General features: G+C 50.6%; 16 protein-coding genes, 4 tRNA genes and 1 other RNA gene. 11 read left to right on the top strand and 10 right to left on the bottom strand.

The features are described 5' to 3' along the window. The first annotated feature begins 2 nt into the window (after window positions 1–2). The 3 genes from ilvN (at window position 3) to L6466_RS05260 (ending at window position 3,583) form a co-directional block, all read left to right on the top strand. Window positions 3–551: an acetolactate synthase small subunit gene (ilvN, locus tag L6466_RS05270; protein WP_091817378.1), complete on the top strand. Its 549-nt coding sequence runs from the start codon at window positions 3–5 to the stop codon at window positions 549–551. A 24-nt stretch (window positions 552–575) separates the two neighbouring features. Then, window positions 576–1,334 carry an acyl-[acyl-carrier-protein] thioesterase gene (locus L6466_RS05265; protein ID WP_091817375.1) on the top strand — a complete coding sequence of 253 codons (759 nt, stop codon included), beginning with the start codon at window positions 576–578 and terminating at the stop codon, window positions 1,332–1,334. Between the two features lie 89 nt (window positions 1,335–1,423). Continuing rightward, window positions 1,424–3,583 carry an elongation factor G gene (locus L6466_RS05260; RefSeq protein ID WP_091817371.1) on the top strand — a complete coding sequence of 720 codons (2,160 nt, stop codon included), beginning with the start codon at window positions 1,424–1,426 and terminating at the stop codon, window positions 3,581–3,583. Window positions 3,584–3,667: 84 nt separating this feature from the next. Here L6466_RS05260 and L6466_RS05255 read toward each other — a convergent pair. After that, a tRNA-Tyr gene (locus tag L6466_RS05255) sits at window positions 3,668–3,750 on the bottom strand. A gap of 165 nt (window positions 3,751–3,915) precedes the next feature. Here L6466_RS05255 and L6466_RS05250 point away from each other — a divergent pair. After that, window positions 3,916–4,791, top strand: a complete 876-nt coding sequence (locus L6466_RS05250) for an alpha/beta hydrolase (protein WP_237801850.1) — start codon at window positions 3,916–3,918, stop codon at window positions 4,789–4,791. A 498-nt stretch (window positions 4,792–5,289) separates the two neighbouring features. Here L6466_RS05250 and L6466_RS05245 read toward each other — a convergent pair whose 3' ends face one another. Next, window positions 5,290–5,925 (bottom strand): lactate utilization protein, encoded by a 636-nt coding sequence (locus L6466_RS05245; protein ID WP_091817366.1) that lies wholly within the window; start codon window positions 5,923–5,925, stop codon window positions 5,290–5,292. A gap of 195 nt (window positions 5,926–6,120) precedes the next feature. On the opposite strand from L6466_RS05245, the gene L6466_RS05240 reads away from it, so the two are divergent. The 3 genes from L6466_RS05240 to L6466_RS05230 all read left to right on the top strand — a co-directional run bounded on the left by L6466_RS05240 (window position 6,121) and on the right by L6466_RS05230 (window position 6,418). Continuing rightward, window positions 6,121–6,207: transfer RNA gene (locus L6466_RS05240), tRNA-Ser, on the top strand. A gap of 27 nt (window positions 6,208–6,234) precedes the next feature. Next, window positions 6,235–6,306 (top strand) — tRNA-Glu (locus tag L6466_RS05235). 40 nt (window positions 6,307–6,346) lie between these two features. Then, window positions 6,347–6,418 (top strand) — tRNA-Glu (locus L6466_RS05230). An 86-nt stretch (window positions 6,419–6,504) separates the two neighbouring features. On the opposite strand, the gene L6466_RS05225 is transcribed toward L6466_RS05230, so the two are convergent. Both L6466_RS05225 and rnpB read right to left on the bottom strand, forming a co-directional pair. Further along, window positions 6,505–7,830, bottom strand: a complete 1,326-nt coding sequence (locus L6466_RS05225) for a YihY/virulence factor BrkB family protein (protein ID WP_091853712.1) — start codon at window positions 7,828–7,830, stop codon at window positions 6,505–6,507. Window positions 7,831–7,922: 92 nt separating this feature from the next. Next, window positions 7,923–8,304, bottom strand: an RNA gene (rnpB, locus tag L6466_RS05220) — RNase P RNA component class A. Between the two features lie 266 nt (window positions 8,305–8,570). Between rnpB and L6466_RS05215 the strand changes: the two genes are divergently transcribed. Genes L6466_RS05215 through ispE form a run of 4 tightly spaced genes read left to right on the top strand, consistent with a single transcriptional unit; the run spans window position 8,571 to window position 13,420 of the window. Next, window positions 8,571–10,010, top strand: coding sequence for a PDC sensor domain-containing protein (locus L6466_RS05215; protein ID WP_176756982.1), 1,440 nt, complete (start codon window positions 8,571–8,573; stop codon window positions 10,008–10,010). Continuing rightward, entirely contained in the window at window positions 9,994–11,922 is a 1,929-nt protein-coding gene (locus L6466_RS05210) for an ATP-binding protein (RefSeq protein WP_237801851.1), read from the top strand. Before L6466_RS05215 ends, L6466_RS05210 begins: the two co-directional genes overlap by 17 nt. Then, the gene (gene nth / locus L6466_RS05205) at window positions 11,922–12,575 is read left to right on the top strand and encodes an endonuclease III (RefSeq protein ID WP_091817354.1); all 654 of its coding nucleotides are present in this window, start codon (window positions 11,922–11,924) and stop codon (window positions 12,573–12,575) included. Before L6466_RS05210 ends, nth begins: the two co-directional genes overlap by 1 nt. A gap of 14 nt (window positions 12,576–12,589) precedes the next feature. Continuing rightward, complete coding sequence (gene ispE, locus L6466_RS05200; RefSeq protein ID WP_237801852.1) at window positions 12,590–13,420, top strand: 4-(cytidine 5'-diphospho)-2-C-methyl-D-erythritol kinase; 831 nt, start codon at window positions 12,590–12,592, stop codon at window positions 13,418–13,420. Here ispE and L6466_RS05195 read toward each other — a convergent pair. The 6 genes from L6466_RS05195 to L6466_RS05170 all read right to left on the bottom strand — a co-directional run bounded on the left by L6466_RS05195 (window position 13,410) and on the right by L6466_RS05170 (window position 17,954). After that, window positions 13,410–13,676 carry a PqqD family protein gene (locus L6466_RS05195; RefSeq protein ID WP_091817348.1) on the bottom strand — a complete coding sequence of 89 codons (267 nt, stop codon included), beginning with the start codon at window positions 13,674–13,676 and terminating at the stop codon, window positions 13,410–13,412. The two genes, ispE and L6466_RS05195, sit on opposite strands and share 11 nt — an antisense overlap. Then, window positions 13,673–14,152 carry a S24/S26 family peptidase gene (locus tag L6466_RS05190; RefSeq protein ID WP_091817344.1) on the bottom strand — a complete coding sequence of 160 codons (480 nt, stop codon included), beginning with the start codon at window positions 14,150–14,152 and terminating at the stop codon, window positions 13,673–13,675. Before L6466_RS05190 ends, L6466_RS05195 begins: the two co-directional genes overlap by 4 nt. Next, window positions 14,128–15,012 (bottom strand): hypothetical protein, encoded by an 885-nt coding sequence (locus L6466_RS05185; protein WP_091817341.1) that lies wholly within the window; start codon window positions 15,010–15,012, stop codon window positions 14,128–14,130. The genes L6466_RS05190 and L6466_RS05185 overlap by 25 nt, the downstream gene beginning before the upstream one ends. Beyond that, entirely contained in the window at window positions 14,999–15,451 is a 453-nt protein-coding gene (locus tag L6466_RS05180) for a hypothetical protein (RefSeq protein WP_143005762.1), read from the bottom strand. The genes L6466_RS05185 and L6466_RS05180 overlap by 14 nt, the downstream gene beginning before the upstream one ends. A gap of 34 nt (window positions 15,452–15,485) precedes the next feature. Continuing rightward, window positions 15,486–16,346: a sigma-70 family RNA polymerase sigma factor gene (locus L6466_RS05175; RefSeq protein ID WP_091817336.1), complete on the bottom strand. Its 861-nt coding sequence runs from the start codon at window positions 16,344–16,346 to the stop codon at window positions 15,486–15,488. Window positions 16,347–16,460: 114 nt separating this feature from the next. Then, entirely contained in the window at window positions 16,461–17,954 is a 1,494-nt protein-coding gene (locus L6466_RS05170) for a Do family serine endopeptidase (RefSeq protein ID WP_091853719.1), read from the bottom strand. Between the last annotated feature and the right edge of the window lie 9 nt (window positions 17,955–17,963).

Raw genomic sequence — 17,963 nt, 5'->3', positions numbered from 1 at the left:
ATATGGAAGACAAGAAAAAATTATACACCCTGCTCGTCTATTCTGAGAACGTGGCAGGTATCCTGAACCAGATCACCGCCGTGTTCACCCGTCGTCAGGTTAATATCGAGAGTCTGAACGTATCGGCCTCCAGCATCCCTGGCGTACACAAATACACCATCACCGCCTGGAGCGATGAAGACCAGATTAAAATCATCACCCGTCAGATTGAGAAGAAAATCGACGTGGTGAAAGCCAACTATTTCACTGACGACCAACTCTTTATCCGCGAGGCTGGCCTCTATAAACTGTCTACGGAGAAGGTGCTGGCCAACCCTGAGATTTCGCGCACCGTGCGTCGCTATGACGCCACCATCACGGAGGTGAACCCCACCTATACCATTGTGATGAAGAGCGGCAAGACCGACGATATCATCGAACTCTTCCGCGCGCTCGACGCCTACGAGTGCGTGCTGCAGTACACCCGCTCAGGTCGTATTGCCGTGACGCGCGGCATGCAGGAGCAGGTCAGCGCCTTCCTCGAAGAACGCGAGGAGACAAGGGAAGCGTGAATCTTATCAATATGAAATAAAAATATGAAAAACATGGATAAAATAGGAAAATACGAATTCTTGGCCGAGCCGTTCCACTGCGACTTCTCCGGCCGTCTGTTTATGGGTCATCTAGGCAATCACATGCTCAATGCAGCCGACTTCCATTCATCAGCCCGTGGCTTTGGTATGAAATACCTCATGACCATCAACCGCTCGTGGGTGCTCTCGCGCCTGGCTATCGAGATGGAGGAGATGCCCCAGCAATACACCAAGTTCAATGTGGAGACATGGGTAGAGAGTGCCATGCGCTATTTTACCAGCCGTAACTTCGCCGTCACAGGTGTTGATGGCAAGGTCTATGGCTACGGACGCTCTATCTGGGCCATGATCGACACCGAGACGCGCCAGCCAACGGATATCTTCTCGATAGACAACGGCGCCATCAACGACTGGATTGTCAGCGATAAGGACTGTCCTATCGACAAGGGCGGACGCGTGAAGATGAGCGACGGCGCCGAACTCATCCGCACCATCGACACTTTTTACAATGATGTAGATATCAACGGGCATATCAACTCCGTGAAATACATTGAGCACGTGCTCGACCTCTGGGACCTCGACTGGTATCGCACACATGCCATCAAGCGCTTCGAAATAGCCTATGTGGCCGAGGCTCACGCTGGCGACAAACTCTCTTTCTATCAGGAACATACGGCCGACGACGAGTACTGCGTCCGCATTGTTCGCACGGATGGCACCGAATGCTGTCGCAGCAAAGTGACATTTACAAAAATATCTTAATTTTTCTGATAAACCTTTGGCGTTTTCAATGAAAATGCCTAATTTCGAACCCACAATTTATTATACCTATAACCTAAAGACTATAAAGTATGAAAGTTTATCAGACAAACGAGATTAAGAACATTGCATTGCTTGGCAGTGCGGGTAGCGGCAAGACTACTCTTGCCGAAGCAATGGTTTACGAGGCCGGCATCATCAAGCGTCGCGGCACCGTAGAAGGTAAGAACACCATGAGCGATTATTTCCCCGTTGAACAGGAATATGGCTACTCGGTGTTCTCTACTGTTTTTCATGTGGAGTGGAATAACAAAAAACTCAATATCATTGACTGTCCAGGTTCAGACGACTTCGTAGGTGGTGCCATCACCGCCCTCAACGTCACCGACCAGGCTGTTATTCTGCTGAATGGCCAGTATGGCCCAGAGGTAGGCACCCAGAATGCCTTCCGCTACACAGAAAAGCTGCAGAAGCCCGTCATCTTCCTGGTAAACCAGTTGGATAAGGAGCACTGCGACTTTGACACTATCCTTACTAATATGAAGGAGATCTACGGTGAGAAGTGCGTACCCGTGCAGTATCCTATTGCCACAGGTCCTGATTTCAACGCCGTGATCGACGTGCTTCTGATGAAGAAATACTCATGGAAGCCCGAAGGCGGTGCTCCTATCATTGAGGAGATTCCTGCCGACCAGATGGAGAAAGCAAAGGAGTTGCACGCTACCCTCGTAGAGGCTGCTGCAGCCAACGATGATACACTGATGGAGAAATTCTTCGAGAGCGAGAGCCTCACTGAGGACGAGATGCGCGAAGGTATCCGCAAGGGTCTGGTAACCCGTTCTATCTTCCCCGTGTTCTGCGTCTGCGCAGGCAAGGATATGGGTGTGCGCCGTCTGATGGAGTTCCTGGGCAATGTGGTGCCCTTTGTGAGCGAGATGCCCAAGGTGCGCAACACCCGTGGCGAGGAGGTCACCCCCGATGCCGCAGGCCCCACATCGCTCTATTTCTTCAAGACGGGCGTAGAGCCCCACATCGGCGAGGTGCAGTATTTCAAGGTGATGAGTGGCGCTGTGAAGAGTGGCGACGACCTGACCAACTCCGACCGTGGTTCTAAGGAGCGCATCGGCACCATCTATGCATGTGCAGGAGCCAACCGCATCCCAGTTGACGAACTGAAGGCCGGCGACATCGGCTGTACCGTGAAACTGAAGGACGTGAAGACCGGCAATGCCCTCAACGGCAAGGACTGCGAGTGGCGCTACGACTTCATCAAGTATCCTAATTCTAAGTATTCTCGCGCCATCAAGGCCGTCAACGAGGCCGAGACCGAGAAGATGATGGTGGCCCTGACCAAGATGCGTCAGGAAGACCCCACATGGGTTGTAGAGCAGTCTAAAGAGCTTCGCCAGATCATCGTTCATGGTCAGGGAGAGTTCCACCTGCGCACCCTGAAATGGCGTATGGAGAACAACGAGAAGATCAAGATTGAGTATATCGAGCCCAAGATTCCTTATCGTGAGACCATCACGAAGATGGCGCGTGCCGACTATCGTCACAAGAAGCAGTCAGGCGGTGCTGGTCAGTTTGGTGAGGTCCACCTGATTGTAGAGCCCTATGCTGACGGTATGCCCGATCCTACATCATTCAAGATCAACGGTCAGGAGTTCAAGATGAACATCAAGGGCAAGGAAGAGATCGACCTGGAATGGGGCGGCAAACTCGTCTTCATCAACTCCGTGGTGGGTGGTGCCATCGATATGCGCTTCATGCCCGCTATCCTCAAGGGTATCATGGAACGCATGGAACAGGGTCCTCTGACAGGTTCTTACGCTCGCGACGTGCGCGTTATCGTCTACGACGGTAAGATGCACCCCGTTGACTCAAACGAGCTCTCATTCATGCTGGCTGCACGTAATGCATTCAGCGCTGCCTTCCGCGAGGCTGGACCTAAGGTGCTGGAGCCTATCTACGACCTCGAGGTCTATGTACCTGCCGACTATATGGGCGACGTGATGAGCGACCTGCAGGGACGCCGTGCCATCATCATGGGTATGGACTCTGAGGCTGGCTATCAGAAGCTCTCTGCCAAGATTCCTTTGAAGGAGCTCTCCAACTATTCTATCGCACTGAGCTCTATCACTGGCGGTCGTGCATCGTTCACCACCAAGTTTGCCTCTTACGAACTGGTGCCAAACGATATCCAGCAGACCCTTATCAAGGAGCACGAGGCCGAACTCAAGGACGAGGACTAACCCCTCGCCTATCGATAAACGAAAAAAAGATGCGTCTCAAAAGAGGCGCATCACTTTTTTGTTTTCAAAAAGCTTTTAGTGAAGTGGGTGCTGATGGATTCGAACCACCGAAGTCGAAAGACAGCAGATTTACAGTCTGCCCCATTTGGCCACTCTGGAAAACACCCGTTTTTCAAAAGCGAGTGCAAAGGTACTGATTTTTTTCAAGACTGCCAAATATTTTTCGCAGAAAAAAATCTTTTCAAAGAAAAAGTACGTCTTGTTTAAACCTCAGGATAGTGCCCCCGTCTAATTACGTAGTAAATTTAATCAATCATTAATTGCTTAAAACAATGAAAAAAATTTATTTCGCAGCATTGCTTTGCCTCTCTGTGATCACAGCCAATGCCCAGGAGCCCCAGATTCCCATGTTCGGTGGCCCACAAATTGATGTAAAGTTTAATGAGTACAAGGCAGCCCCTCAGGGTTTCGACCAGGAGCGCGAAGGCATCGCCAAAGGCACCGTGCAACTCATTGAGTATCAGTCCGAATCTGTTGGTACCACCCGCAAGGCCAACGTCTACCTGCCTCCCAAGTACGACGCCAAAAAAAAGTACAGTGTGCTCTACCTGCTCCATGGCATCGGTGGCGACGAGAACGAGTGGTACAGAGACGGTGGTGTGCCCCACATTATCATGGACAACCTCTATGCCGACGGAAAAATAGCCGACATGATTGTGGTCATGCCCAACGGACGTGCCCAGAAGGACGACTCACGTGCAGGAGGCATGGGTTCTTTCAGAGCTTTCGGTGATTTCGACAAAGACCTCATCGGCAGTCTGATTCCCTATATCGAGAAGAATTTCAGCGTTTATACCGACAAGAACCACCGTGCCATCGCCGGTCTGTCAATGGGTGGCGGACAGTCGCTCAACTTCGGACTGGCCCATATGGACGTCTTTGCCTACGTAGGCGGTTTCTCTTCTGCACCCAACACCATGCGTGCCGCACAGCTCATCCCTGATGTGAACAAGGTGAAGAAGGAAAACAAGCTCCTGTGGATGGTATGTGGCGGTGCCGACGGACTGATGAACAACAGTGCTCAGCTCAAGGCCTTCTGCGACGAGAAGGGCATCCCCTGCACCCTTATCAACTATCCAGAGCAGGGCCACAACTTTGTAGTGTGGAAGTACGGACTCTACAACTTCGCCCAGCTGATTTTCAAATAAAACACGCTTCTACAGAGCAAAAAAAAGAGGATGAGCCATGTGCCCCATCCTCTTTTTTTTATTTCTCATACCTATTTCGGATTAACCAAACCTTACAATCTTACATTCTTACAATCTTACATTTGGTATAAAAAAAATGCGGAGAGAAGTATAAGTAATATAATAATATTATAATATTATTATATTACTTAACTCCAACCTCAAAAAAAAACATATGAAATGTAAGAATGTAAGATTGTAAGATTGTAAGATATTCATGTTTTCATATTTCTTGACAAATAATAATTGTAGATATCATTTTTTATGAGTACCTTTGCATCGTCAATAAGGGATAAATATTGCGCCCTAACTAGCGAGAATAATTTTCCTAGTGCACGAGGAAAATTGGAAGCACGAAGACACTATAGAAGCCCGAAATTGACACCAATAAAAATAATTAACAATACCATTTAAAACACATTTAGATTATGCCATTCTTTGAACTCATTAACCAGACCATCAGTATCCTAGGTTTTCACCTACCAACACAACGACATGTCGGCCCTGAGGGGAGTTCCTGAGGAAATGGACATAGTTACAGATAGACTGCGACGAGTTGCAGTTATGACACACACCGTCGGTCTTGCAAGGCGTCTTGACATCGAAGCGCGCCGCGTTGGTAGGCGCCGCCGTGCTGCGCGCCCTAGCCAGAGCAGCCTCCACACTTTGAGCCACCTTATTTATACCGACGATAAAGATCACCTTCTTCGGTCCCCAGGTGATGGCAGCCACCCGGTTTCCGTTGCCATCAATGTTCACAATGACGCCATCCTCAGAGATAGCATTGGCGCTGGACAGATAGACGTCTGAAGAGAACGCCCTGAGATATATCGCTTGTGCTTCCTCTGGCGTTGCAGCGAGGTCACGGTCGAGCACCTCGAGTGTACCACGGTCTTTAAGATACTGGGGGATACCCATGTCGCGGACAGTCATTGTACCGCCCCACGTCACACTGCTTCCGTCCTCAATGAGTTCAGAAACTTTCTTCACGGCCTCTTCTGCCGTCGCACAATAGAAGCCCTCCATATGCCGGCGCTTCAGGTTCTTGATAACGGTCTGAGCCAACTGCTCATTTCTTTGTTCCAGTGGTGTCATAGCAAAAAACTAGTTTATTCTCTTCTATAGTATATATATTTTGCCTGCAAATATAAGAAAAAAGAGCCATATTCGGCCATAATTTAAAGAAAATCGAAAATTATTGAAAAAAAATTTGTGAGAGTCAGAAATATTTCGTACCTTTGCACCCGCATTTGAGCGAGAATGCTTTTCGGACACCTTTAAGGGAACCGAGGAAGTTTGGGTGAGTGGCTGAAACCAGCAGTTTGCTAAACTGCCGTACGGGTTCCCGTACCGGGGGTTCGAATCCCCCAGCTTCCGCGCTTATAAACTTACTGAAGAACCAATGGTCGATTCATCTAATGGTTAGGATACAAGATTCTCAATCTTGGCATAGGGGTTCGATTCCCCTATCGACTACGAAAGGGTTCTTTCAAGGTAAAAAGATTTATAAATGAATGGTCGATTCATCTAATGGTTAGGATACAAGATTCTCAATCTTGGCATAGGGGTTCGATTCCCCTATCGACTACAAAAAAGGCTTCTCATTTTGAGAAGCTTTTTTGTTTTTCAATTCTTAATTCCCACTCGCCTTAGGCGGCACTTCTTACTTAAATCCTAACTCCTTTCCACCAAGTCCTCCAGCTTCACATCCTTTGCCTGCTTGAGGTAGCCCATGCGCATCACCACAGCACGCCCCCACTCCGCATTCATCAGGTTGCTCAGCGGAAGGTCGAGCTTCCAACTGCCCTGCGCCTCCAGACGATCAATCATCACACCCACACTGAGATTATCAAGACTCTCGGCAGGCACAAAGACAGAGGTAGCACCCTTCTCATCAGACGATACCTCGATGACCATTTTAGCCTCGGCCAACTTAAACAGCAGGTCGTTGACAATACGGATGGGGATGCCCGTCTCCTTACGCAGATCATCGGCCGAGGGAGCAGCCTTGCCATCAGCAAAACGACGACAGATGCGCGACATGAGCAGAGCGGAAATCATCAGCTGGTAGCGATGCGAGATATCATCGGTATGCGCGTCGTAGTCGTAGAAATCCAGGTTCTGCGACGTATAGGTCAGTTCGGCACCAAACAGGCAGATAGTCCACGATATCTGCACCCAGAGCATAAACAGAGGCAGGGCAGCAAAAGAACCGTAGATGGCGTTATAGCCAGTGACCCACATCTGAGAATGGATATACACAAACTGCACCATCTGCATGGCGATACCCGAGAGGATGCCTGGCACAATGGCGTTCTTCACCTTGACATGCGTATTGGGCATCAAGACGTAGAGGGCGATGAAGAGCAGACACATCAGGAAATATGGCGTGGCATCAATAAAAAACTTCAGCGTAGAGCCCAACAGCAGGAAATCGTCCATGGAGTTGGCCATCGTGGCCAGAAACAGGCTGAGACCCGACGACACCACGATGAGGATGGGGAAAAGAAAGAACATAGACAGATAGTCCGTGATGGTACGGAAGATGCTACGTTTCTTCTTCACCTGCCATATCTCATTGAAAGTCAGCTCGATATTGTTGACCAGCATCATCACCGTGTAGAGCATAAAGATAAGACCCACACCCAGGAAGATGCCACTCTTGGTATGCACCAGATAACTGTTGACGAAGCCAACGATGACCTCGGCCACCTGAGGCTGCGACGAAAACGAGTCGAGGAACCATACCTCTATATACTTATTATAGCCGAAGCCGCGCGCTATGGCAAAGACCACAGCCAGGATGGGCACGATAGCCAGCAGCGTGGAATAGGTAAGCGCCGAGGCCTGATTGACCACACGCTTGGTGGTAAAGAAACGGATAGCCAGTGAGGCCACCTTGATAATCTCGTAGCACACACGGCGCACAGGCGACAGTTCCTCATCAGGAATACGCCAGATATCCACCTGCAAGAATCGTATCAGTTTTTTTAGTCCCATAAGCCTCTATAAAGCGGAAGCCGCTCGACCTTTGGTCGCTTGCACGGCAAGAAATTTTTCACTTTTCACTATTCACTTTTCACTAAAAAAAAGAAAGCATTGCCCCTATAAGCCGGGTTCTGTGCCAGCATTGCTGCCGGTGCCTGTCATTTATCTACTACGCACGTCACCATGCGTCTCTAGCGTTCTACCCTCCATCGCATCCGCAAAGGGAACTCGGGCGGGCAACCCTTACATGGCGATGGTATACATGAACTTGCGGCCTCCAGTGGGAACAGCACAGCGATCGCCCGCTGCCTGGTGGTCTCTTACACCACCTTCTCACCCTTACCTCGCAAGCGAGGCGGTCATTCTCTTCTCCCCTGACCAACTGTCACCAGCTGCTTCTACTTTCAGAAGTGGAGCGCCCTGTGCCGCCCGGACTTTCCTCTCGTCTCTCCTTTCAGAAAGGCCAGCGACAAGCCGGAGCAGTGCTTTCTGTGTGCAAAGGTAGTGCAAATCGAGCGAAAAACCAAATTTATTTGAGTTTTTCCGAGATGCAGCCTACCTTCGACTGTGGTCAAAGTTACTAAAAGAATAGTGTAAAGCGTACGAATTAACATTTTTTTAAATCATACGTATGGTTTTTTCATAACAAATACTTAATTTTGCTCACGATATATGCTTTAACTATGCTACATGCACCTAGAATAATCAAAAAAGCCTTGTCCGTAAGGATCAGCCTAATGATCGTGTTGGCCATGTCTATTCTGCTCCTGGCCTCCATGATTTGCATGTTGCATTTTTCCAGAAAAGCCGTCAAGGAAGAAACCCTGCTGAGCACCAAGCAGACGCTCGACGGCACCATTGCCCGCATAGACAACGTGTTGCTGAGTGCCGAACAGGCCGCTGGCAATCACTATTTCATGATGAAGCCCTACCTGCGTGATCCTGAGAAGATGTACAGGTTCAGCAAGGAACTGGTAGAGTCGAATCCCTATATCATTGGATGCGCTATAGCCCTGGAACCCGGCTTCTACGAAGAAGGGCAGGAATTTATGGCCTATTATCACAGGGTAAACAAATACGACTCCACGGTGGTGCGGGCAGACGCGTTCGGCAACTCGCGCTACACCCAGCAGGGATGGTACACAAAGCCCCTGCAGACAGCCAAGACGTGCTGGATAAATCCCATGACCGACGTGGAGGGCGTGACGGAACCAATCGTCACCTTTGCCATACCCATCAGGCCCGGCGACGAAGCTCAAAAGCCTGTTGGCGTGATGGGCATCGACGTGTCGCTCAAACTGCTGTCAGACATCATGCTGGAGTCGAAGACGTCGCGCAACTCCTATTGCGTGCTGTTTGACGAAGAGGGCACCTACATTGTGCATCCCGACAGCAACAAACTGTTTCGCCAAACCATCTTCACGCAAAAGGAATTCAAGACTGAGCCGGGTTTGAAGGAAGCTGCCGAAGCTATGCTCAGGGGCGAGACGGGGTACAATCCGTTTACGATGAACGGCACCGAATATATCATCTTCTACATGCCGTTTACACGCATGGCCGTGAAGGGACGCTCTATGGAGACACTCAACTGGCACGTGGGCATCGTCTATCCCAAAGAGGATGTCTATGGCGAGTACAACCACATGGTGTGCTATATCTTCATCATTGCCCTCGTAAGTCTGCTCCTGATGTTTGTGCTCTGCCACATCATCATACGCTACATGCTGCAACCGCTGAAACTGCTCACCACGTCGGCTCAGCGCATAGCGGAAGGCAAATTTGACGAGCAGATACCCGACAGTCACCACACAAACGAGATAGGGCATCTGCAGGACAACTTCAAGGCAATGCAGCAGTCGCTGGCTGTGAACATCGGCGAGATGGAACAGCAGAAAGTCACGCTGCAGAAACGTGCCGACGAACTGAAAAAGGCTTACAACGATATCAAGAAGGCCGACCGCATGAAGACGGCATTCCTGCACAACATGACCAACCAGATGATTACGCCGGCAGCGCAGATAGACAAGGATGTAAGCACGATGTTTGCCGGCACCACGTCAACAGACGGCATTCTCACCCTGACGGAGGATGTACAGAAGAACGGTGAGGCCATCACCAAACTGCTCAACGACCTGATAAACATGTCGGAAGAGGAAATGAGAAAGGAGGACAGCTATGAAAATGAAGATTAAACTGCACCACCTTTCCACCAGGCTCGCCTTCGTGATACTGCTGCTGGCAGCGCCCGTCTTCATCACGACGATAGGTGTGCTCTTCTTTGAGGCACGACAGGTAATCAGGCACAAGGCCGTGGGGCGCACCAAGAGTGCCCTGAACGCCAGCATGCAGCGACTGAACAGGAGTATGATAGCCGTGAAGACAGCCACAGAGGCCTATAGCTGGATGCTCGAAGAGAAGATGGACCCCGACTCGTTTCTGACCATCTCGCACAAGCTAGTGGCACTGAACCCGCATATAGACGGCTGTTCGGTGAGCGGCGAACCTTTCCTGTTTCCCGACAAGGGGCGCTACTACTCGGCCTATACCGTGAGAGAGGACGACAGCGTGAAGACCGTGGTGGAAGATATATATGAATATTTCCAGAAGTCATGGTACAAACTGCCACACGACCAGGATGCTGCCTGCTGGGAGATATTTTTCGACGAGACTGACTCGCTGACGCTGACCATCGACGGCATGCTGGCATCGTACGGCCGACCGCTGCACAACCAGGACAACGAGGTGGTGGGCATCATCTCTACAGACCTGTCGCTGCTGAAAATCACAAAGATCATCAATCAGGAGCGCCCCTACCCCAACAGCTATTTCATGATGCTCGACCACGACGGACGCTACGTGGTGCATCCCGACACTACGCGTCTGTTCAAAAAGACCATCTTCGACGATGCCGACCCTCGCACGCAGCAGGACCTCATCGCACTGGGTTACCAGATGACGGCCGGCAAGGAGGGAGGCATGCCGATATATGTTGACGGCAAGGGTTACTTAGTGTGCTACAAGCCTGTGCCGGGCACTGACTGGAGCCTGGCCATCGTGTGTCCTGACAATGATATCCTGAAGAATTACTACATGCTGACCAACATCCTGGTACCCTTGCTGGTTGTCGGATTGCTGATTATCGTGCTGCTGTGCTACAGGGCCGTGTCGCATAGTTTCAGCAGCATCAGAGAACTGCTGGCGAAAACACGTATGATTGCTGAGGGCAACCTGGAGGTGTATATACGGCGCAGTAAGCGGATTGACGACATAGGACGACTGCAAAACAGCTTTGTCGCCATGCTACAGGCATTGCAGTTCCACATGGGCCTCGTGCGCTTTATCACAGACAAGCTGCAACTGCGCAACAAGGAATTGGAAGAGGCCACGAAACTGGCTCAGGAGGCCAACAGGCAGAAAACGGCCTTCATTCAGAATGTGTCGCACCAGATACGCACCCCACTGAATATCGTCATGGGATTCTCGCAGGTGCTCCACGATACGACAGGAAAGAAGGAGGCGCTGCCCGAAGAGGAGATGAAGAGCATCGTCAGCACAATGGATCATCAGGCAAAACTGCTCCACCGTCTGATCAGCATGCTGTTTGACAGTTCCGACTCGGGCTTCTCTGAGGAACTGAGAACGGCGCAGTTCGACATGGTGAAATGCAACAGTATGGCTCGCGAGTGTCTGGAATACCTGAAGAGCCACTACCCCAATATTCACATAGAACTCCAAACGGAGGTCGACGATGATGTCTGTGTAGAGTCCAACCGGGTTTACCTGATACGCTGTCTGAGTGAGCTGCTGTACAACTCTGCCAAATACTCTGACAGACAGCATATCGTCCTGAGAATCGTACCCACGGGCAGCGCCATACGCTTCATCGTAGAGGATACGGGTAAAGGTATCTCTGAGCCTTATCGCGACCTGATGTTCAAATTCTTCACAAAGATAGATGACCTGTCTGAGGGTTTGGGATTAGGACTGCCGCTGGCTAAGCGCCACGCGCTCAACCTGGGTGGCGACCTATGGCTCGACGACAGCTACCAAGAGGGGTGCCGCTTTGTGCTTGAGATTCCGTTAAAGCAGATTGAAAACGATTAATGAGAAGAGAAGAGAGATACAAACTGGTATTAGACTATTTTAGGAAGGAGATGCCCGAGGTGGACACAGAACTGACGTATGGCAGTGTGTTTCAACTACTGGTGGCTGTGGTGCTGAGTGCACAGTGCACGGACAAACGCGTGAATCAGGTGACGCCCGAACTGTTTCAGCGCTATCCTGACGCGCAGCACATGGCACAGGCCGAACCCGACGAGATACTGGATTACATCAGTAGCGTGAGCTACCCTAACGCGAAGGCGAAACATTTGTCGGAGATGGCTCGACTGCTGATGGAGCGGCATCAAGGTCAGGTGCCTCAGGATATGAACGCGCTACTGGATTTGCCTGGCGTGGGACGGAAGACGGCCAACGTGATGCAAGCTGTAGCCTTTGGGCAGTCGGCTATGCCTGTAGATACGCATGTGTATAGGGTGAGCCACAGGTTAGGACTGGTCACGAAAAAGGAAAACACGCCCTACAAGGTGGAGATGATGTTAAGAAAACACATTCCTGAGCAGGAGATGGCGCAGGCCCACCACTGGCTGCTGCTCCACGGACGCTATGTATGCACATCGCGCAAGCCGCATTGCGAGAAATGCGCGCTGGAGCCATTATGTCCAAAGTATTTAGAGGATTCAAGATTAGAACACTGAGATAAAAAGAAAAAATGATTGTATTTCCTATTGCAAAGATTAATTTAGGACTGAATGTCGTAGAACGCCGGCCAGACGGCTATCACAATCTGGAGACCGTATTTTTCCCTGTAGAACTGAAGGATGCACTGGAGGTGCAAGAGATGAACGAGGCGTTCCCCTCGCCCTTCGACTGTGACCTGAAGGTAACGAATATCCATATTGAGGGCGACGAGCAGCGCAACCTGGTGGTGAGGGCCTATAACCTGCTGAAACAGGACTTTCCACAGATACCACGCGTACATGCACACCTCTATAAGGCTATTCCCACGCAGGCCGGCATGGGAGGCGGGTCGAGCGACTGTGCCGCAATGTTGCTGGCGCTGAATGAGATGTGCCACTTAGGACTGACAGAACAGCAGTTGATTGACTATGCCGCACGCCTGGGTGCCGACTGTCCGATATTCATCCTGAACAAACCGGCTTATGCCGAGGGTATCGGAGAGCGTCTGCAGACGATAGATGTGAACCTGAAGGGCTACTACCTGGCTATCGTCAGACCTGACATCCCAGTGCCTACGAAAGAGGCGTTTTCACGTATTGTACCCCAGAAGCCCGCGAAGAACTGTCGTACCATCGTCAGTCAGCCTATTGAGACATGGCGCGACGAACTGGTGAATGATTTCGAGACGAGCGTCTTTGCCCTGCACCCCGAGATAGGACAAATAAAAGAACGGCTCTACCAGATGGGAGCCGTCTATGCCGCTATGAGTGGTAGTGGCAGTGCGCTGTTTGGCATCTTCCGCGAAGAGCCCTGCCTCAGTGCCGACTTTGGCACGATGTATAACAAGGTGCTTAGGCTATGATGCCTGCCTCCTGCCACTTGGCAATGAGTTGGGTGGCATCCTGACGGGCAGTAGCCTCATCAATATCATATTCCTCAAGGAGCAGTTTCGTCAGCGTGTCAGCGTCAAAATCTGCTCCTTGAATGTGTTGCCACAGGTAGGCAGCCGACTCGTTCATGCTGATGATACGACTGAAATCAATATTCTCAATACCTTCTGCCACGATGATATTCTCACCGCAGATGGTACGCAATTTAAAACCTTTCTTTGTCTTCATTTGAATCGTTGGGGTATATGGGGATAAATAATAAATAGCAGGTAACGACGGAGGGGATAGAGGCGCGTCCACCACCAGGAATAGAGGCGCCACTTACGTCCGTCAGTACGGTCGAGCGTCTGTCTGCCCTTCCGATAAAAGCCCACGGCCTTTGCCCTGATGTCACTCAGCATACAGTGTTCGTCGCTGAGGTTGCCATCGCCACGAAGGGTCACCTGTCTGCCCTCGATACGGATGATGCGATGGAGCACGAAGAGACCCTTTGAAATCTCGGCCAGCACGGCATCGCCCACCTGCGGATGGTCGCAAAGCTGCAGCAGGGCCTTGTCGCGCCCGTCTTCCAGGAAGGGGCGCATACTGCGTCCACGCAAGGGAAGAGTGGCTGTATGCCCTTCGTTCAACTGCTCTATGACAAAGGGCAGGAACACATCATTGGGCATCTGGACGGTCTTTATCTGGTGATGGTCTTGTGGCATAGCACGGCTGCTTCTTGATCAGGTAAACAATACAGGGTATAGACAGGGGTGGTCTCGATGATACGTGACACGGCATCGCACAGGTGGTTGTAGATTACCGCGTCCCACTTCATGCTGCTACAGGCTGGAAGCACGGAGGCGAAAGCCTGAACGGGGCCCAGTTGCTCAATACGGTTCTGGGGGGCACGCTCTATACGGGTGACAGCACCCAGGCGGGCACGCACAGGACGATAGCAGGGCGTCTTACCACTCCAGGGAGAGCCAAAGATATAGGGCAGTCCGTCGTCCATGATTCGAACGATAGGATTATCATCGTTCATCAGCTGGCAGTCCTCGATATGTTTCAGCCAGAGCGAGGAATGTGTGCTCTTGCCGGTACCACTCTGGGCAATAAACGGATAGCCATAGCCATGATGCATGATGGTAGAGGCATGAATCAGCATGGTGTGCCGATAGGCCCCAGCAAAGGCATAGGCCAGCATCAGGGCATCATTAAGTCCGAAGGAGCGCATCAGCCAGTCGCCATTCAGCGCACAACGACAATCGGAGAAATCGCTATTGGCAATCAACAGACAGCAGTCGCGATCGTGGATATCACGGATGATAAACTGATAGCCTCCGTCAGGCAACTGATAGACCAGGGTGTCGCCATTGCCAGTATCAAACTTCCTGACGAGTTTCTTGTTGCCCGCAGGACGGATGGTGTCATCGACAGTCAGCGTGAAAAGAAAATCATCCGACTCCTGACAGCACTGAAACGCTCCAAAGGAAGGGAGCAGCGTCATTGAGTTGACAGTGGTGTCAGCGAACCGGATGCAGACTTGATGCCCTGCAATGAGAAAGACATTACTGTTCGGCATTCACGTCGTCGAAATAGTCACGAAGATTGATGGTCTTGAAATGAAACTCCTTATCCTCCAGATAGCGCAGGTCGTACTGCTGGTGCTGGTTCTTGGACTGCTGGGTATAGAGTTTCTTGAACTTCAGGAATTGCTTCTCCACCTTCTTCTTGTTCTTATTGGCATATACCACACAGGTGCGACGGGGCATCTGCTTCTGATTGGCCAGGAAGTCGCGCAACTGATAGGAATACAGTTCGCGCGTCTGCAGGAAATTATTCTTCTTCTCAATCCATGCGCTGTCAATCTCCTGCACATTGGTGAAGTGCACAATAGTATCATTAAACGAAGCTGCAAAACCAAAGATGTACATCTTGGGCACCTGCACCTTCTTGGCACTTGTCTGCACGCTCATGCCGAGTGCCATCACAGCAATGAGCATCATTACGACTCGTTTCAAAATATCACTAGTTTTATTATATTCTCTACTAAAATTAACCCAGATAGCTTTTCAGCATCTTGTTCTGGGTGTTGTTGCGGAGGCGGCGGATAGCCTTCTCCTTGATTTGGCGCACACGCTCACGGGTGAGACCATATCTGGTGCCAATCTCCTCAAGCGTCATCTCAGGCTGCTCTATTCCATAGTAGGCCTCGATAATCATGCGCTCACGCTCATTGAGACACGAGAGGGCCTTCTGTATCTCCTGACGAAGCGACTCCAGCACGAGCTGCTTGTCGGCAGAAGGCGAGTTATCGTTGACCAGCACATCCAGCAAGGAGTTGTCCTCGCCATCGGCAAAGGGTGCATCCACGGATACATGTTTGCCATTGATGCTCAGGGCCTCGTCAATCTTCTCCAGGGGCAGGTCCACCTGCTCAGAGATTTCATCAACCGACGGACGGCGCTCGTTTTCCTGTTCAAAGCGACTCAGCACCTGACTGATCTTATTGACGGAACTGACCTGATTAAGGGGCAGACGCACGATACGACTCTGCTCGGCTATGGCCTGGAGGATGCTCTGACGAATCCACCACACGGCATAGGAGATGAACTTGAAGCCACGTGTCTCGTCAAAGCGCTCTGCAGCCTTGATAAGCCCCAGATTGCCCTCGTTGATGAGGTCTGGCAACGACAGGCCCTGATTCTGATATTGCTTCGCGACACTGACAACAAATCTAAGATTGGCTCTTGTGAGAGTTTCCAATGCTTTCTGGTCACCTTTCTTAACACGTGCTGCAAGTTCTACTTCTTCCTCCACAGTAAGGAGCTCCTCCTTGCTGATTTCCTGAAGGTATTTGTCAAGCGACTCGCCATCACGGTTAGTGATTGATTTAGTTATCTTCAATTGTCTCATAGCTCTATCAGTTTCTAGTCAATGTGCAAAGGTAAACCAAAAAAATGATATGGCCAAAAAAAAAGTGCAGATTCTTGGATAATCCTCAAAACTGCAACCTTTTATGAAAATAAATCAATCGTTCTGCAGCTGTACGATGAAGTAGCCGCGCTTACCAGTGGGGAAGATACCCTTGATAACGAGGACGGGCTCCTTAGAGGTAGAAGCATCCTTGACAATATCCTGCAGATCCTCAACAGTATTCATCGCCTCGTCGTTGACGCGCTGGATGATGAAGCCCTTAGGCACACCAGCCTCCTTCATCTTGCCGGCATTGACCTTGATAACCTCCAAACCGTAAGAAATCTCCAACTGCTCCTTCTGTGCCTTCGTCACCTCACGGAAGTCGGCTCCCAGCACGTCGAGGTCGGCATTCTTCACCACCTTGGTGTTGCCCTGCTCGTTGCGCAGCGTCACCGTCTTCGTCTGCTTCTTCTTGTTGTGCAGGTAGGTCAAGCTAATCTTATCGCCAGGACGCTTCTGGGCAATCAAACCAGAGAGGTCGCCAAACTTCGTCACCTTGTGGCCATCCACCTCAGTGATGATGTCGCCCTTCTCAATGCCAGCCTCGGCAGCAGCGCTATTCTCCACAACCTCAGCCACATAGATACCCTCCATAGTGCCATAGTCAGCATCCTTGCCATCCTCCTTCTCAATGTCAACCTGTGTCTTCACGTCGCGTCCGCTGATACCAATCATAGCACGCTGCACGGTGCCATACTGCTTCAGGTCGGCCACCACCTTGTTCATCATCGCCGTAGGAATAGCGAAGCCATAGCCGCTATATGAACCTGTCTGGGAATAAAGCATGGCATTGATACCAACCAGTTCGCCATTGGTATTGACAAGGGCACCACCTGAGTTACCTGCATTAATGGCAGCGTCGGTCTGGATGAAGCTCTCCACGCCATTGGCACCCAGTGTACGGGCCTTGGCTGAGATGATACCAGCAGTAACGGTATTGGTCAGACCGAGGGGGTTACCAATAGCCAGCACCCACTCACCTACCTTCACATTGTCACTGTTAGCAATACGGATAGCAGGCAGGTTCTTGGCATCAATCTTGATGAGTGCCAAATCTGTCGTTTTGTCAGCACCGATGATACGGGCAGAGTATTCCTTGTTGTCATTCAGCGTGACTGTCAGTTCGTCAGCACCGTCAACCACGTGGTTATTGGTGACGATATAGCCGTCTGCAGAGATGATGACACCAGAACCGGTGGCAGTCTTCTTAGGCGTCTGCACCTGCTGTTTGCGTGTGCCGCCCTGACCACGCTGTCCGCGTCCAAAAAAACCTCCAAACGGATCACTGAAGAAATCGTCAAAGGGGTCGCTCTGCACTTCTACAGTCTGGATTTTTGAATTCTGCACGTATTTAATATGTACAACACAAGGGAGTGCTTTTTCTGCTGCATAGGTCAGGTCAACAGGTTGTACGGCTGTTGCCGTAGATACTTCCATGACATCAGGTTCTTGGGTAGCAGCTTGTGTTTCATTGAATGCTGCTACTGAGAAAACAATGGCCGCCAAACTCAAGGAGGGAACCACATAATTTAAAATCTTTTTCATATCTTCTCG

Source organism: Prevotella communis (genome assembly GCF_022024175.1).
GTDB classification, from domain to species: domain Bacteria; phylum Bacteroidota; class Bacteroidia; order Bacteroidales; family Bacteroidaceae; genus Prevotella; species Prevotella communis.
The sequence above is the reverse complement of the archived record's forward strand: the minus strand, read 5'-3'. Positions and strand labels throughout refer to the sequence as shown.

What these genes read in the sequence shown, in the direction of transcription:
- L6466_RS05225 (WP_091853712.1), bottom strand. Translation starts at nt 7,830, where the DNA reads ATGGGACTAAAAAAACTGATACGATTCTTGCAGGTGGATATCTGGCGT.
- L6466_RS05185 (WP_091817341.1), bottom strand. Translation starts at nt 15,012, where the DNA reads ATGCCGAACAGTAATGTCTTTCTCATTGCAGGGCATCAAGTCTGCATC.
- L6466_RS05260 (WP_091817371.1), top strand. Translation starts at nt 1,424, where the DNA reads ATGAAAGTTTATCAGACAAACGAGATTAAGAACATTGCATTGCTTGGC.
- L6466_RS05210 (WP_237801851.1), top strand. Translation starts at nt 9,994, where the DNA reads ATGAAAATGAAGATTAAACTGCACCACCTTTCCACCAGGCTCGCCTTC.
- nth (WP_091817354.1), top strand. Translation starts at nt 11,922, where the DNA reads ATGAGAAGAGAAGAGAGATACAAACTGGTATTAGACTATTTTAGGAAG.
- L6466_RS05170 (WP_091853719.1), bottom strand. Translation starts at nt 17,954, where the DNA reads ATGAAAAAGATTTTAAATTATGTGGTTCCCTCCTTGAGTTTGGCGGCC.
- ispE (WP_237801852.1), top strand. Translation starts at nt 12,590, where the DNA reads ATGATTGTATTTCCTATTGCAAAGATTAATTTAGGACTGAATGTCGTA.
- L6466_RS05265 (WP_091817375.1), top strand. Translation starts at nt 576, where the DNA reads ATGAAAAACATGGATAAAATAGGAAAATACGAATTCTTGGCCGAGCCG.
- ilvN (WP_091817378.1), top strand. Translation starts at nt 3, where the DNA reads ATGGAAGACAAGAAAAAATTATACACCCTGCTCGTCTATTCTGAGAAC.
- L6466_RS05195 (WP_091817348.1), bottom strand. Translation starts at nt 13,676, where the DNA reads ATGAAGACAAAGAAAGGTTTTAAATTGCGTACCATCTGCGGTGAGAAT.
- L6466_RS05245 (WP_091817366.1), bottom strand. Translation starts at nt 5,925, where the DNA reads ATGACACCACTGGAACAAAGAAATGAGCAGTTGGCTCAGACCGTTATC.
- L6466_RS05175 (WP_091817336.1), bottom strand. Translation starts at nt 16,346, where the DNA reads ATGAGACAATTGAAGATAACTAAATCAATCACTAACCGTGATGGCGAG.
- L6466_RS05215 (WP_176756982.1), top strand. Translation starts at nt 8,571, where the DNA reads ATGTCTATTCTGCTCCTGGCCTCCATGATTTGCATGTTGCATTTTTCC.
- L6466_RS05250 (WP_237801850.1), top strand. Translation starts at nt 3,916, where the DNA reads ATGAAAAAAATTTATTTCGCAGCATTGCTTTGCCTCTCTGTGATCACA.
- L6466_RS05190 (WP_091817344.1), bottom strand. Translation starts at nt 14,152, where the DNA reads ATGCCACAAGACCATCACCAGATAAAGACCGTCCAGATGCCCAATGAT.